The sequence below is a fragment of the Paenibacillus sp. FSL F4-0243 genome (assembly GCF_037963295.1).
Classification (GTDB): Bacteria; Bacillota; Bacilli; order Paenibacillales; family Paenibacillaceae; genus Paenibacillus_AQ.
In genome coordinates, this window is the sequence record NZ_CP150151.1 from 4448366 (window position 1) to 4462547 (window position 14182).

13 protein-coding genes and 1 pseudogene are annotated in these 14182 nt (G+C 39.1%); 2 read left to right on the top strand and 12 right to left on the bottom strand.

Going from position 1 to position 14182, the window contains the following annotated elements; translation table 11 throughout:
* Nucleotides 1-2: 2 nt before the first annotated feature.
* The 9 genes and pseudogenes from NSS87_RS19865 to NSS87_RS19905 form a co-directional block, all read right to left on the bottom strand.
* Entirely contained in the window at nucleotides 3-974 is a 972-nt protein-coding gene (locus NSS87_RS19865; protein WP_339242245.1) for a GNAT family N-acetyltransferase, read from the bottom strand.
* Nucleotides 975-2195: an anhydro-N-acetylmuramic acid kinase gene (locus NSS87_RS19870; protein ID WP_339242247.1), complete on the bottom strand. Its 1221-nt coding sequence runs from the start codon at nucleotides 2193-2195 to the stop codon at nucleotides 975-977.
* Nucleotides 2195-3055 (bottom strand): carbohydrate ABC transporter permease, encoded by an 861-nt coding sequence (locus tag NSS87_RS19875; RefSeq protein WP_339242249.1) that lies wholly within the window; start codon nucleotides 3053-3055, stop codon nucleotides 2195-2197. Before NSS87_RS19875 ends, NSS87_RS19870 begins: the two co-directional genes overlap by 1 nt.
* 18 nt (nucleotides 3056-3073) lie before the next feature.
* Complete coding sequence (locus tag NSS87_RS19880; protein ID WP_042189608.1) at nucleotides 3074-3976, bottom strand: sugar ABC transporter permease; 903 nt, start codon at nucleotides 3974-3976, stop codon at nucleotides 3074-3076.
* A gap of 104 nt (nucleotides 3977-4080) precedes the next feature.
* Nucleotides 4081-5535, bottom strand: a complete 1455-nt coding sequence (locus tag NSS87_RS19885) for an extracellular solute-binding protein (protein ID WP_036688723.1) — start codon at nucleotides 5533-5535, stop codon at nucleotides 4081-4083.
* A 57-nt stretch (nucleotides 5536-5592) separates the two neighbouring features.
* Complete coding sequence (gene murQ, locus NSS87_RS19890; RefSeq protein ID WP_042189612.1) at nucleotides 5593-6498, bottom strand: N-acetylmuramic acid 6-phosphate etherase; 906 nt, start codon at nucleotides 6496-6498, stop codon at nucleotides 5593-5595.
* Nucleotides 6499-7069: 571 nt separating this feature from the next.
* Complete coding sequence (locus tag NSS87_RS19895) at nucleotides 7070-7933, bottom strand: MurR/RpiR family transcriptional regulator (protein WP_042129113.1); 864 nt, start codon at nucleotides 7931-7933, stop codon at nucleotides 7070-7072.
* A 305-nt stretch (nucleotides 7934-8238) separates the two neighbouring features.
* A pseudogene (locus tag NSS87_RS19900) lies at nucleotides 8239-8579 on the bottom strand (MMPL family transporter); the annotation flags it as partial.
* Entirely contained in the window at nucleotides 8557-8832 is a 276-nt protein-coding gene (locus NSS87_RS19905) for a hypothetical protein (RefSeq protein WP_339242253.1), read from the bottom strand. The gene NSS87_RS19905 and the pseudogene NSS87_RS19900, both read right to left, overlap by 23 nt.
* 88 nt (nucleotides 8833-8920) lie before the next feature.
* On the opposite strand from NSS87_RS19905, the gene NSS87_RS19910 reads away from it, so the two are divergent.
* Both NSS87_RS19910 and NSS87_RS19915 read left to right on the top strand, forming a co-directional pair.
* Complete coding sequence (locus tag NSS87_RS19910) at nucleotides 8921-9622, top strand: response regulator transcription factor (protein ID WP_149647020.1); 702 nt, start codon at nucleotides 8921-8923, stop codon at nucleotides 9620-9622.
* A gap of 6 nt (nucleotides 9623-9628) precedes the next feature.
* Nucleotides 9629-11020, top strand: a complete 1392-nt coding sequence (locus tag NSS87_RS19915; protein ID WP_339242257.1) for a HAMP domain-containing sensor histidine kinase — start codon at nucleotides 9629-9631, stop codon at nucleotides 11018-11020.
* Between the two features lie 82 nt (nucleotides 11021-11102).
* On the opposite strand, the gene NSS87_RS19920 is transcribed toward NSS87_RS19915, so the two are convergent.
* Genes NSS87_RS19920 through NSS87_RS19930 form a run of 3 tightly spaced genes read right to left on the bottom strand, consistent with a single transcriptional unit; the run spans nucleotide 11103 to nucleotide 14135 of the window.
* On the bottom strand, nucleotides 11103-11456 hold the full coding sequence (locus NSS87_RS19920) for a YxeA family protein (RefSeq protein WP_042194171.1): 354 nt from the start codon (nucleotides 11454-11456) through the stop codon (nucleotides 11103-11105).
* 5 nt (nucleotides 11457-11461) lie between these two features.
* Nucleotides 11462-13381, bottom strand: coding sequence for an ABC transporter permease (locus NSS87_RS19925; RefSeq protein WP_339242259.1), 1920 nt, complete (start codon nucleotides 13379-13381; stop codon nucleotides 11462-11464).
* On the bottom strand, nucleotides 13368-14135 hold the full coding sequence (locus NSS87_RS19930; RefSeq protein WP_339242261.1) for an ABC transporter ATP-binding protein: 768 nt from the start codon (nucleotides 14133-14135) through the stop codon (nucleotides 13368-13370). The genes NSS87_RS19925 and NSS87_RS19930 overlap by 14 nt, the downstream gene beginning before the upstream one ends.
* Nucleotides 14136-14182: the final 47 nt, after the last annotated feature.

The following is a 14182-nucleotide window of genomic DNA, read 5'->3' on the forward strand; positions in this document are numbered from 1 at the left end:
CTTTAAAGTTCCCTCCGCAATATAGAAAATTGTTTTTCAATAGTAAAGCCCGCTTTTTGATAGATTCGAAGAGCCGGATTATTATTTCCAGTGAATAGAGAGATATATTGACAGCTCACATTTTGAAAAGCTTCAACCATTCGGAAAAATAATACACTGCCAAGGCCATGCCCCTCATGCTCTGGGTGCACTCCGATACCGCAAAAAAATGCTCTTCCATCAGGCTGCGAAATAATTGGACCTGCAAAGCCCACAACCTCGTTTCCGTACACAGCTACTACAAGCGGTGCGCCAACCTTCACATAAGTAACAACATCCTTCTTCCACTGCGGATTTTGCAGGGCAGCAAGCGTTGCTTCAAGCCCAGTATGTAAATCAGGGACATAGGACGTAATGTAATAGTCCTTGCTATTTGCATTGGTTTCCTTATCTAAAATATCTTCGGGAACTATAAAGCTTCCGAGTTTTAAATACATGCCGCATTGCGTCGCTCGATCTTCGTAGCCTCTAGCCATTAAAGCTTCATATAATGGCTGGTCCTTACTGATACCCGGGGCATTATTATGCTCATGCTGAGGTGCACTTGGAATACTCCACTTCAGCTTAACAGGGTTGAAAAACAATACATCAGCTTGTCTTTTCCCAAGTTCTTGGAATCTTTTTTCTAAACGCAATAGAAAAGCATCGTAAAGCTCCAGAGAAGCCACATGGGTATCTATAATAACACTCGTAATATAACCCGCCACATCTCCAAGAGGGAGATCAGAGCCGCAGCAGCCAGCTGCAAAACCAACAATCCCTTTTTCGTCACAGCCTACCCATATACAGTCAGCGTCAAAATAAGGATGGTCGATGAATGTATCTTGAAACTCTCGCTCTGTAAATGGCTTATAATCATATTTTGTAGCCTCACGATTCCAAAGCTCTACAACTGCAGAGTGATCTTCAATTGAAAAGGGTCTGATTTGCAACATTTAAGCCTCCTGTGAACGTCCAATATAGGGCCAGGAAATTTTGCCCATTACTACTGGCTGTGAAGCTCCAGTTACTAGCGGGATATTGTTTGGTAAGCGCTCCATCGTGTAATACGCTAGCAGAGCAAAAGCAATTGCTTCCTTAGCATCACTATTACCACCGATATCCTCCTGCGTCAGCACCTGCACGTTATGCGGTGCAAATAAGTGCTGTAAATCACGCAAAAGCGTCTTGTTATAGCTTCCACCGCCGCCAATTAACAATTGCTCAGCCTGGTGCTGCGGTGCAATATACCGTTCATAGCTATCGACGATGCTCCAGGCAGTTAAGTACGTAGCTGTTGCAACAACATCTTCTGCTTTCCAGTTATTAACCTTCATCATTTCAATAATTTGTGCCACGTATTGTTGGCCAAACCGTTCTCTGCCTGTCGATTTTGGTAACGGCATCGTATAATATTTATCCTGCTGCATCCATTTCAATAGCTCATCAATCACTTGACCGCCCGCACCAATTTCGCCATTAACATCCATTGTCATTGGTACAAATAATTGCGATACAAGGCCATCGATAATCATATTTCCAGGACCCGTATCAAAAGCAAATACCTCATCCGGTGAGGCATTTACAGGCAAAACAGTCACATTGCCTATTCCGCCAATATTTTGCATCAGAAGTGTTTTCTTTGGATTGTTAAACAATAAGTATTCGGTAAATGGTACTAACGGAGCTCCTTGTCCACCCATTGCCATGTCAGCAACTCGAAAGTCTGATACGCAAGGAATTCCTGTGCGATTGGCGATAACTGCACCATCCCCAATCTGAACGGTACAATGCAGATTATAACCGCCCATAACATTCTCATCCGGAGCATGATAGATTGTTTGACCATGCGATCCTACTGCGAATATTTGCGAAGGCGAAAGGCCGCATTTCCCTATAACGGATAATGTGGCTTGGGCGTATAATTCGCCAAGCCACATATTCATTGCGCCAACCTTATCAATCGTAGCGCTAGCGGGATCAAAAAGCTCAAATATGGAGTTTCTAACTTGCATCTCAAAAGGTGTGTTTTCAAAAGCCAGTAATTCAATCTCTACTCCATGCTCTATTTCGGCTGATGGGAAAAGCTTAACTACTGCTGCATCAATACCATCTACTGATGTACCGGACATCAAGCCAACTAAGTATGTTGCATCCACTTTTGATTGTTTGTCCATTAACCTTTCACCGCTCCAACTGTTACCCCTTCAAGGAAGTATTTTTGTAAACTGAAGAACAAAATAAACATTGGAACTGCTGAAATGGTTGCCCCCGCCATCATCGGTGCAAAGTAAGTTGTATTCGCAAAGCGAAAGTTTTTCAAGCCGACCTGAATGGTTTGCATATCCATCGTATTCGTTACTAGGAACGGCCAGAAAAAGTCATTCCATGCCGCCATAAACGTTAGGATTGCTAGTACTGCCATAATTGTTTTAGATAAAGGCATAATGATATACCAGAAGATTTTAGGCTGTGAACAACCTTCGATTTTAGCAGATTCAATAATTTCAACTGGAATGGAGGACATGAACTGCTTAACCAAGAAGATGTTGTATACCGTTACTATGCTCGGCATAATCAACGCCATGTACGTATTTTGTAATTCAAAAATATTTACGATCAAAATATATAGTGGAACCTGTGTGACTTGAACAGGAATCATCATAGATCCCAGCAAAATAGCGAACAAAATGTTTTTTCCTTTAAATTTCATTTTTGCAAAAGCATATCCAGCGAGTGTAGCAAAAAATACGTTAGATACCGTAATACACGCTGCCACTATAAATGAATTCAATAACCAGTCCCATGTATGTGGGCTGAAGTTAAAGAAGAATTTATAGGAATCAAATGAAATCTTCGATGGTAAGATAGAATAGCTCATTGCACCAGCTTCTACCGGATCACCGAACGAGGAGATGACCATAAAGTATATCGGGAATATGGTAGCTGCGGCAAATAGGATAAGGAACGTAATGTTTGCGCCATTACGTATGAACAGATACCCTTTGCTTCTTAAGCTGTTGTTGTACAAACCCATAGTATTCTGCTCCTTTTCCTAGTATTCTACATCTTTACCTAAAAACTTGAATTGAAGGAATGATATAAATCCGATAATCGCTGCTAGAACTAATGATTGTGCCGCTGCCTCACCAAACTCAAAATATGTGAACGCATTGTTAAAGATTAACAAACCTACCATTGTTGTTGCATGGTCTGGTCCACCGCCTGTCATAAGATAAGCGTTTTGGAATACTTGGAAGGAACCGATAACACCAGTAACAAGTAGGAATAGCGTTGTTGGCTTAAGGAAAGGGACAACGATAAACCAAAGCTTTTGCAGGAAAGACGCGCCATCAATTTCAGCTGCTTCATAATAGCTGTTATCAATAGCGAGTAATGCGGCTATATAAATAATAATTGCTGTACCATGACTTGATAACCATGACATTAACACAAGTGAGAACATTGCAGTTGCACTGGAACCAAGCCAGTTTTGATTTTCAATACCTAAAAAACTCACGAGCTTATTAGCAATACCTGATTTTAACGGATCGAAGATCCACAGCCACACAACAGAAAGCGCTACACCAGATGCTACGGCTGGCAAGTAATATAGTGCTTTAAAGATCGTTTGTGTTTTTTTCTTGAAAGGAATAATCAAAATTGAAATTAAAAATGATAGAAGAATATTAAACGGAACAGTTAATAGCGTATATACTAACGTGTTTTTCAGTGCTTTCCAGAAAAGTTCATCTGAAAACGAGTTAACGAAGTTATCCATGCCGACAAAAGTGGATCCTAATGGACCATATTTTTGTAAGCTGATAATAAAAGCATTGATGACTGGATATGCGGTAAATAAAGAAAACGCAATAAGTGCTACTGCGATAAACGCGTATCCCCAACCTGAGTCACTTTCGAGTTTCAATTTTTTTCTTTTAGTCAACGTTTGATTCATTGGGTCGCACCTCTCTTCTAAAAACAGTACAAGCTCTAGCTAATTTAGAAGGAAAGCTGTACGTTCTAGCTACGCACAGCTTTCACATGTCAGCCTACGACAGACTAGTCAACTACAATACCATCTTTACCGAAAGATTTAATTGCAGCTGCTTTAACTGCATCATACATTTCTTGTGGAGCAATCTCATTTGCAAGTAAGGCTTGTAGTTTAGGAATAATAACTTCTGTTTCAATTTTTAATGCTTCAGCAGCCAGATCAGTAGGAATATCTGTACGAGCCGGAAGCGCTTTTGCCATCATAGCTTTACCTGCAGCAACGTTATCTTCGTTACGAGGGAATTTTTCAAGTACTTCTGCATTACGTGCAGATTCAGTAATTGGTGATAAGAACAGCTCATTACTGTAGTTAGCAGCAATTGAACCAGAAGACAAGAAATTCGTTGCTAGGGCAATATTTTTGATGTGCTCTTCAGATGGAGCTTTTTTACCACGAAGTGCGATATAACCATCAACGATTGAAGTAGGGACATAATCGGCACCGTTGAATGTTGGGACTGGAAGTGAAATATAATCAACTTCAATAGAATCTGCAACAGCTGAACCATCGTTCGCTTTAATCTTCTCATTGTTTAGACGAGCAGAGTTTTCAAATGCAGATAAACCTTTACCTGTGATCATCGTTTGACCCGTTAGGAACATGTTCCACCGTTTACCAGCATCGATAGAGCTTAGCTCTTTAGGCATAGAACCATCGTTGATCATTTCGCGAATAGATGTAAGTAGCCCCAAGAAGTTTTTGCTTGTATACGTATATTTAAGATCTTTATCGAAGTAATCTGGTAAACCAGCAGTTTTAGCAAGAATAGCTAGATAGTCTTTAGATGCTACACCAGATGTTGCGAACACGAAACCATAACGAGTAGTTTCACCTTTATCATTTTTCACTACGCCTTTAGAAATTGCATTACGGAACTCTTCATAAGTCCAACCGTTTTGTTGAATGCTTTTCCAATCAATTCCGGCTTCTTCAAGGAATTGTTTGTTACCACCGATAGTGTGGATTTCCATATACGCTGGTAGGCCGTATTGAGCGTCACCTAGTTGGAAATATTTCAATGGAACTTCGTCATAATCTGCCTTCGCTTCATCAGAAAGGGCACCGTTAAGGTCGATTAGTACATTAAGTGCTGCATATTTCGAAATTCCTGAAGCACCGATAAAAGCAATATCTGGAGGAGAACCTGCATTTACTTGAGTATCAAGTTTTTGCGTCATATCTTCCCAGCTCGCTGGCTCGATTTTCAAAGTCAAGTTAGGATGTAGTGTATTAAATTCTTTTTCCATATCAGCAAAACGTGTTTGATAGTTCGCTGATATCGGAGGTAAAAGTGCTGTAATCGTATCCTTTTTAGGCTCAGAACCACCGTTACTAGTTCCTGTGTTACCGGAATCTGTAGAAGCTGGAGCGTTATTTCCGTTTCCTCCGCAAGCCGATAATAGTGATACCATCATGATTCCTGACAAAAACAGAGTTAATCCACGTGATCTTTTTTTCATCGAAAACAGCCTCCTCAATTATTAATAGCATCCATCCTGTTATTCCACTTTTCACACCTAAACCAATGATGAGATTGCCTGTTTCAAGCGTCCTCCGTTTGCGTTAAGTACTTGTTCTGCTTCTTTTGCATCTAACCCCGATTTAATCATCATAATTGCCAACTTACAGTTCATAGATGCTTTTTCAAGTGTTTCTGCGGCGGTTGATGTATCTACACCAGTCGTGTTCATGATGATACGAATCGAGCGATCTACGAGCTTAAAATTACTAGCCTTCAGATCAACCATCAAGTTGTTGTACGTTTTTCCTAACTTGACCATTGTGCATGTTGTCAGCATATTAAGCACCAACTTCTGAGCAGTTCCTGCCTTTAATCGAGTCGAACCGCTAATGACCTCAGGTCCTACAACAGGTGTTATACAAACATCTACAATGGGTTCGAACTTTGAGCCTCTGTTGTTACAAACACCGATAGTGGCTGCTCCAAGTTCCTTTGCTTTCGCTAAAGCTGCAATTACGTAGTTTGCACTACCGCTTGCCGAAATCCCAATAAGTACATCTTTGTTTGTTACACCAATGCTTTCGATTAATGCGATCCCTTCATCCATATCGTCTTCACAGCCTTCAACCGCAGTACGCAAAGCAATATCACCACCAGCAATATAGCCCTGCACCAAGGAAGGATCTGTACCAAAGGTAGGAGGACATTCGGAAGCATCCAGAACACCTAATCTTCCTGATGAGCCAGCTCCTATGTAAAACATTCTTCCACCATTAGACAACCTATGATGTAGAATATCTACCGCCTTTGCAATCTGCGGAATCTCCTCAGCTATAGCTCTGGGGACCAGTGCATCTTGTTGATTCATTAACTGGATCATTTCTTCCGTAGTACATTCATCAATCATTAATGTGTCTGGATTCACAGCCTCTGTTGTCAATCCCGCAAGGTAGTCATTCATAGCCATCCTCCTTCTTCCCAGTCTTAATCTGTCATGTAATTAACAAAACGAGTTAGATTAACTTACAATTATTATGTCCTTATACTAATACAACACCATCGCTTCGTCAATAGATTTTGAAATATAATTTCATAAAGAAAATAAATTCTGATGTTTTATTTCATTCCTTACACACTATGTTATACCACATTTATAAAGCGCTTACAAGATGCAATTTAAATTTTTAACAATTGCTTTGATCGCTATGGCTCTAAGGTTAAAGCGATTTAAAAAAATGTATTATTTGCTGATTATCGCTCCAAACGAAACATAAAGTTACATCATCCGTGTTCAACCGGATGATGTTTCGTCTTCGATTCCATTCATTTTCTTCCTCATAATTGTGTGCCAAGCTATTAATTATTGAATTAAACTAATTATTATATTCATTAGATCAACGTATTCATCATGTAGATAATCTGACATGGATTGATAAATAGTATATTTAAGTATACGAAGTGAATGAAATACAAAAAAAAAGAAAGCATTGATCCATGATCAATGCTTTCCTCCACATTCATTCTATCAGAACCTAATTTCTAAGTTTTTTCTTTAATATATTATGCGTTTTTGTTAAGTAGGTTTTTACTTCTTCATATTCTGCACTTGCGACACCAGCAAATAATATGTCGATGATCGTAAGCATCGCAATACGCGAGCCCATAGCCCCACTGCGGATTGTTATTTCAGGTGTGGATATGCTCAGTACAATATCCGCCCGCTCCGCAAGCTCACTTTTATTGTACTTCGTAATCGCAATACATTTCGCTCTATTCTTTTGGGCAATTTCCAGTGCATCAATAATATCACTAGTTGCTCCAGAGTTAGAAATGAAAATGGCAACATCATCTTTCTCAAGTAAAGTTGCTGCCGTGAGCTGACTATGACCATCTGTATAGGCATGACACATCTTATTAATTCGCGAGAACTTCTGTTCCCCGTCCATACAAACGAGTCCCGAAGCACCTATTCCAAAGAAAACAATTCGCTTACTATGACATAGTAATTCTACAGCTCTTGTAATTTCTTTTCGATCAATAACACTAAGGGTATCCTCAATGGACTTGCAATTATTCAATGAAATATTTGATATAATTGTCGAGAGATCGTCACCTGGCTGAATATCTGTATATTGAGCCTTTGAATCCTCATCACGAGAACCCAAAGATGCCGATATACTCACAATAAAATTGCGGTATCCGCTGTAACCCATCGTCTTACAGAAACGAAGGACAGATGCATCGCTTGTCTTACTCGATTGAGCCAATTCCTTAATCGACAAATGAGGGATCTCTTCCGTATTTTCTAAAATGTAATCTCCGACCAATCGTTCAACTGGTGTAAAACTCTCTCGCATATCACGAATTTTAATTAATACGTTGTCATTTAGACTCATAATCTACCTACTCTAGATTTAATTAACACCTTTAATAATATCATAAACAATATAAACAACCTATTTCAATAACAAAATACGTTTTGGCATATCAAAAGCAAATATTAATTAATCTATTAAAATCATCCTACTCTTAGATCACCTGGTGACTTTACGTTGATTATAGCGTAATAAAGTTGTAAGGTATAGTCGATAATTATATACCTTCTGATATGGTGAAACAAGGGACCACAAAGGTCCCCGAAGATTCTTTCTATTGTTCTCAGCATACGTATAACGCATGTATTTTTTAATTTTACTGCCGTCTAAATATGACTCGATTTGTCAACTACATTCTTTGATGTAGCACCGTTGCTTGAACCATTTAATTTGCTAGCAAGCTGCTTTAATGCAGTCAAGAACACCGGCATGGCCGCTACTCTTAGTAATAATAGTGCAATGATTAATACGAATGCTACCTGTATAAGTGTCATTACGCCCGAAGGAATCAACGCGGCGCAGGTGCCTCCTAGAATAAAGGCAGCAGACAATACTACACCAACCATATAACGTGATGCCACTCAATACTTGATCCAACATCCCCTTCAAGCTCGTTATACCGCATCATCAGGAATATGCTGTAATCAACGCCCAGGGCTGCAATCAAGCCATCTAATGGCATTCCAAAAGCTATCTGCAAGTTCTTCTTCGAGCTCAAGCGAATACAGTAACTCAACTTCTTCCATCATTTTAGCGAACATCTTCAAAGGGCCATATACAGTGCAGATCAATGCCATGGAAGGCAGGGGGCGTAACAATTTCTCCTCCTTACCTGATTTGGCTATATCTAGAATGAATTTTAGTAAATCACCGAATATTGCTTTGCTATGTTCGTCTAAGTAATACCCATCTTCATGCAAGCCTTTCTTTTGCGATTTTTTTGCGCAAGAAATAAAGAGTCCTTTATAATGTAATAATGTACATAAAGACGGATTTGGAGGAAAACAAATGGCAAGTCATAAATGGGTATTAATCATAGACGATGAAGATGATTTAGCTCGTCTGATGAAGGCAGTTTTACATAAAGAAGGTATTGCAGACGTTGTAACTGCCGGGACAGTTGCAGAGGGCTGGGACAAGTTTCAGGAGTATAATCCTGAACTTATCTTGCTAGATATAATGCTACCAGATGGAGAAGGATATGACTTATGCAGAAAAATTCGGGAAACATCAAATGCACCGATCTTATTTATGTCTGCAAAGGATGAGGAAATTAATAAGCTGTTAGGACTGGCGATAGGTGGCGATGATTATATTACTAAACCGTTCAGTCCCAAAGAAGTTGCTTATCGGGTAAAGGCACAACTGAGAAGAGCTGGCTTTACAGAGGAAAAAAAGGCTCCGAAAAGTTTGCAAGTGGGCCCCTTTGAGCTCAGTGCCAATGAGACAGAATTAAAAAAGAATGGCGAACCCCTTGTGCTTACCGCCAAAGAAGTCGGTTTAATGAGCTGTTTCATGCATCATCCGAATCAGATCATAAGCAAAGAAACCTTGTTTGAACAGGTATGGGGTGAAGATTTTTTTGGCTCCGATAATACAGTGATGGTACATATTCGGCGCTTACGCGAAAAAATTGAGGTAGACCCTTCAAAGCCAACCTTTTTATTAACGGTTAAAGGGTTAGGTTATAAATTACATACCAAGGGGTGAGACAAGTTGAAATGGAAATTGACACTCCGTTTTTTAAGATCGGTTATGACTATTGTTGTGATCGTTGGTATTGTAAATGCGATTTTATTTCTTTTTCTTTTCTTTTTACAGCTAAAAAACAATAATTTCGGCACTGAAGAAGTCTCTGCAGAAACCTTTAGCCGGACCTTTTCACAATATGTAGAACTACAATCCGGCAGACCTGTTGTGAACGAGGATGGCCTCAAAAAACTACAAGAAATGAGCGCCTGGGTACAATTCTTGAATGACCAAGGGGAGCAAGTAGCAGCCTTTTATACCCCTGAAGAATTGCAAACAGATTATTCTCCTATTGAAATTGTACAAATGTACAAATATAAAGAATTAGATGCAAGCACGACTGTTTTTGTCAGCACAGCTCAAAATTTTAGCTACTTTTTAGGGATTCAAAATCCGAAAATAGGCCGCTACGTAATGACCTATGACTACGCTAAAATTTTTAAAGATGTTAATGTTTTTCTCTCCATTTTTATAGTCGTAGATGTGCTTATTGTAATCATCATTGGATTTTTATTTGGGAAAAAGTTAACTGCACCCCTTCATACATTAATAGAGGGTATTCAACAGCTTAGGGAGCGACGTTTTAAGAAAATGCCTACTCCTAAAGGCGTTTATGAAGAAGTTTTCCGAAACATGAATGAACTATCAGAAAAGCTCGATCGACATGAAGAAGAACGTAAGCATCTCGACCAAATGCGTGAGGAATGGATTAGTAATGTTTCACATGACATGAAAACACCACTTGCTTCTATTCAAGGTTATGCAGAATTTATAAACGACAGTGCCACAGATTTAACAGCCCAGGAATTACAGGAATACACGTCAATTATCAAGAGTAAATCGATGTATATGAAAGATTTGTTAGATGACCTCAATTTAACGACGCGTTTGCGTAATCACCAGCTATCCCTGCAATTTGAAGATGTGAATCTCGTTCAGTTTCTACGAGAAATGACGATTGAACTTTTAAATGACCCGACCTTTGGTGAACGGCAGATAGAGTTTGAGACAAATGTGGTTAAAGCCGTACATAAAGTAGATAAAAAATTACTAAAACGAGCGATCCTTAACTTTATCTACAACGCGCTGGTGCATAACGATGAAAATGTCGTGGTGAAGATTCGAGTGGAAACCATTAGTCCGCATACCCAAATTACAATTTCTGATAATGGCCAGGGTATTCCGGCTAAAGATCTGGAACAGGTTTTCGAACGCTACTATCGGGGTACAAACACAACGAGTAAGCATGGAACTGGGTTAGGAATGGCCATCGCCAGAGACATTATTTGGGCTCATGAGGGGAAACTCGATTTGACAAGCGATGAAAATACCGGTACCACCATTACTATACTTTTATAATACAAATGACTTACCTACTCATTAGGTAGAGAAAAGGGCTGTTCTCCACTTACTTTATTGGAGACAGCCCTTCTTCAATCTATTAGTTTTTTAGTGCCTTTAGCGGAATATCCTCTAATTTCACTTCATCGTATGAGGAGACTTGATCACCTTTTTTTACATACATTTTCAAGTAGGCGCCTTTACGAAGATTTTTTTGTGCATTAAATTCCAGTGGAATTGTATTACCTTTGGCATTTGTAGCCTCTAGTGTATAAGAATAAGAGGTCATGACTGAACCATCGCTCAGTTTATATTCATGAGGTTCCCCATCCTCTGTGATTTGTAAGTAGTAATTTTCGGCATTGAAGCGATTGAAATCAATCTTGGCTATAGCAAAGACCCCTACAACTCCAATAACAAACAAAATACCCATAGTAATTAGAAATTTTTTCATCTCAATCATCCTTCTGTTTTATTATTTAGTGTGATAATTCGATTGTAAGAAGCTACGGTTAATAAATAATACAACCCGTAAATTACGGTATAAGCAATCATCCAGAGCAACACAGGTTTTGCCAAATCCATCATCAGTAGACTAGAGAATGCTTTTAAAGCCACTACACTATGCAATAACCCTACTACAAGCGGTACAACAAAGATAACGAATACCTGTGACGCAATTGATTTTCGCATTTCTTTTGCACTGACACCCATTTTATGCAGCATATTGTACTGTGATTTATCCTCTTCTGCCTCTGTTAAAACCTTAAAATAAATGATACTGCCTGTAGCAGCCAGAAATACTAGACCAAGGAAACTTCCGATAAACAGTAGAGACCCCACACCTTCCAAACTTGTTTGGTAATCTTGTGGACCACTTGAAAATAACGCTTCTTCAGGTAATTGGTTTGCTATTTTTTTAGATAAATCCACAGAAGCATCATCTACCCCAAGAACACGATAGTGCAGCACTTCCCCATCATTTTGCAACACTTTATACTGATCCTCCGAGACTACCACGGTTATACCTGCTGTACCTACATTCAATACGCTTTGCGTTTTAAAGCTTTGGAATGTGAGAGGATGGCCGTTGCCTGTTGTTATAGTTTTCCCTGTATATATTGGTGAGAATCTTTTGTCATATCCGATATCTAAAATAACCGCGTAGCTGTCCTTTACATCTAATTTTTCTTTATGTTGTAGACTTGCTAATTGGTTGTATGTTTTTTCATCGATAACTGTATATTCTCTTTTATCAGAGCTATCGAATGTTGATGGCGAGTTTAACTCTTTCGTATGAAACGTAATGGATAGTGCTTCAATATTTTTATCGTATTTTGTATCTGATACTACAGCACTCACTTGCTTGTCCATTTCTGCATCTGTGGATTGATACATAAAGGTATTCGGATTAATCGTTTTCGCCGAGTCATTCGTATTGTAATAAAGGCCATAGACCGCTCCACCGGCAGTTACTGTCGTAGCACTCAACACGGCAATCACAGTTAATGTACGTGCGTTCCCACGAATACGATAGAGCAGCTGCGAAATAGTAATGACATGAAGGCCTTTCCAAAGCCACTTTTCATTTTTCTTAATCATTGCTAACACAAAGCCAGTCACACTGTGGAACAATAAAAATGTACCCAAAATAACCGTTGTTAAAATAATTAATACAGTCAAGGGGAATCCAATTTTTCCCCATACCTTCGAAGTGAAAAGGTCCTGCATTGCAAGCCAATAGCCCAAGACAATGAGTAACACTCCAAGAACAGCTACTATCATAGATGGTTTAGGCGCCACTTCTCCCTTTTTGGAAGCATGAAATAAATCAATCAGCTTAAATTGATAGATTAAGCGATAGCCTTGAAACGATGTTACTAAGAAAATAACCAGAAATACGATAGCCGTGTTCATCGCTGCCGCCGCTGAAAATGTAAAGGGTGCTACAACGTCATAACCCATTAAATGAATTAAAATCGTCATAAATCCTTTTGAACATAGGAACCCAAGTACAATTCCTACTACTAAAGAGAACAATCCTAACAATAAATTTTCGAAAAAGAGCATAAAGCCTATTTGACGATTACGTACCCCTAGCAACGCATACAATGCGACTTCTTTTTTACGTTTTTTCATAAAAAATGAATTGGAATAGGCTATAAATATGAACACGAAAAAGATGAGAATGACTGCCGCCCCACTCATTAGTGAGCCTAGTTTTTGGGATGAAGCCGTCTGTTCTGCTATCGTATCGCTATATTTCAAAGTCACAAATGTAAAGTAAATGATGATACTAAACACCATCGATGCAATATATAAAAAATATTGTGAAAAGTTTCGGGCTATATTTTTTCTTGCTAGACTAAATAACGTCATCTACCTCACCCCCAATGGCCGCATGAACATCTAAGATCTCTTGGAAGAAAGCTTTGCGTGTCTGGTCACGACGATAGATTTCTGTTGAAAAAGAACCATCCTTGATGAAAATGATCCGGCGGCAGAAGCTTGCGGCAAAGGCATCATGAGTCACCATCATAATGGTCGAGTTGTTATTTTCATTTAAAGTGCTTAAGCTTTCTAATAAATCTGTTGCTGATTTAGAGTCAAGCGCACCTGTTGGTTCATCAGCCAAAATAAGTGCAGGCTCTGTCACGAGCGCTCTAGCCGCAGCGGTTCTTTGCTTTTGACCACCAGAGATTTGGTAAGGATATTTTGCCAGTAAATCTTCAATCCCAAATACTTTAGAGATCTGAGTCACAAGGTGATTGATTTTCTTCGCTGGAATTTTAGCAATCGCCAGAGGAAGTAATATGTTCTCCTTTACAGTCAAGGAATCGAGTAAATTGTAATCTTGGAAGATGAAACCGAGATGATCACGACGAAAGTCTGACAAAGCTGCTTCCTTCATGTCATGAATACTCTTGTTCTTCATATAAATCTTCCCTTCAGTTGGAGAATCAATAGTTGCTAACAAATTTAGCAAGGTTGATTTCCCCGCTCCTGAAGGTCCCATAATCCCTACAAACTCACCTTCATGAATGTCAAAAGACACGTTTTCTAATGCTGTGTAAGCAGCACTTAACTTCCCGTATACTTTTTTTATGTTTTCTACTTTTAATAATGGTTCCATTCATTTCACCTCATAATTTGCTGATACTTATACTATAGGCTGTGAAC

Coding starts and splice junctions, on each gene's coding strand:
- NSS87_RS19865 (WP_339242245.1), bottom strand. CDS start 974: ATGTTGCAAATCAGACCCTTTTCAATTGAAGATCACTCTGCAGTTGTA.
- NSS87_RS19870 (WP_339242247.1), bottom strand. CDS start 2,195: ATGGACAAACAATCAAAAGTGGATGCAACATACTTAGTTGGCTTGATG.
- NSS87_RS19875 (WP_339242249.1), bottom strand. CDS start 3,055: ATGGGTTTGTACAACAACAGCTTAAGAAGCAAAGGGTATCTGTTCATA.
- NSS87_RS19880 (WP_042189608.1), bottom strand. CDS start 3,976: ATGAATCAAACGTTGACTAAAAGAAAAAAATTGAAACTCGAAAGTGAC.
- NSS87_RS19885 (WP_036688723.1), bottom strand. CDS start 5,535: ATGAAAAAAAGATCACGTGGATTAACTCTGTTTTTGTCAGGAATCATG.
- murQ (WP_042189612.1), bottom strand. CDS start 6,498: ATGAATGACTACCTTGCGGGATTGACAACAGAGGCTGTGAATCCAGAC.
- NSS87_RS19895 (WP_042129113.1), bottom strand. CDS start 7,933: ATGAGTCTAAATGACAACGTATTAATTAAAATTCGTGATATGCGAGAG.
- NSS87_RS19910 (WP_149647020.1), top strand. CDS start 8,921: ATGGCAAGTCATAAATGGGTATTAATCATAGACGATGAAGATGATTTA.
- NSS87_RS19920 (WP_042194171.1), bottom strand. CDS start 11,456: ATGAAAAAATTTCTAATTACTATGGGTATTTTGTTTGTTATTGGAGTT.
- NSS87_RS19925 (WP_339242259.1), bottom strand. CDS start 13,381: ATGACGTTATTTAGTCTAGCAAGAAAAAATATAGCCCGAAACTTTTCA.
- NSS87_RS19930 (WP_339242261.1), bottom strand. CDS start 14,135: ATGGAACCATTATTAAAAGTAGAAAACATAAAAAAAGTATACGGGAAG.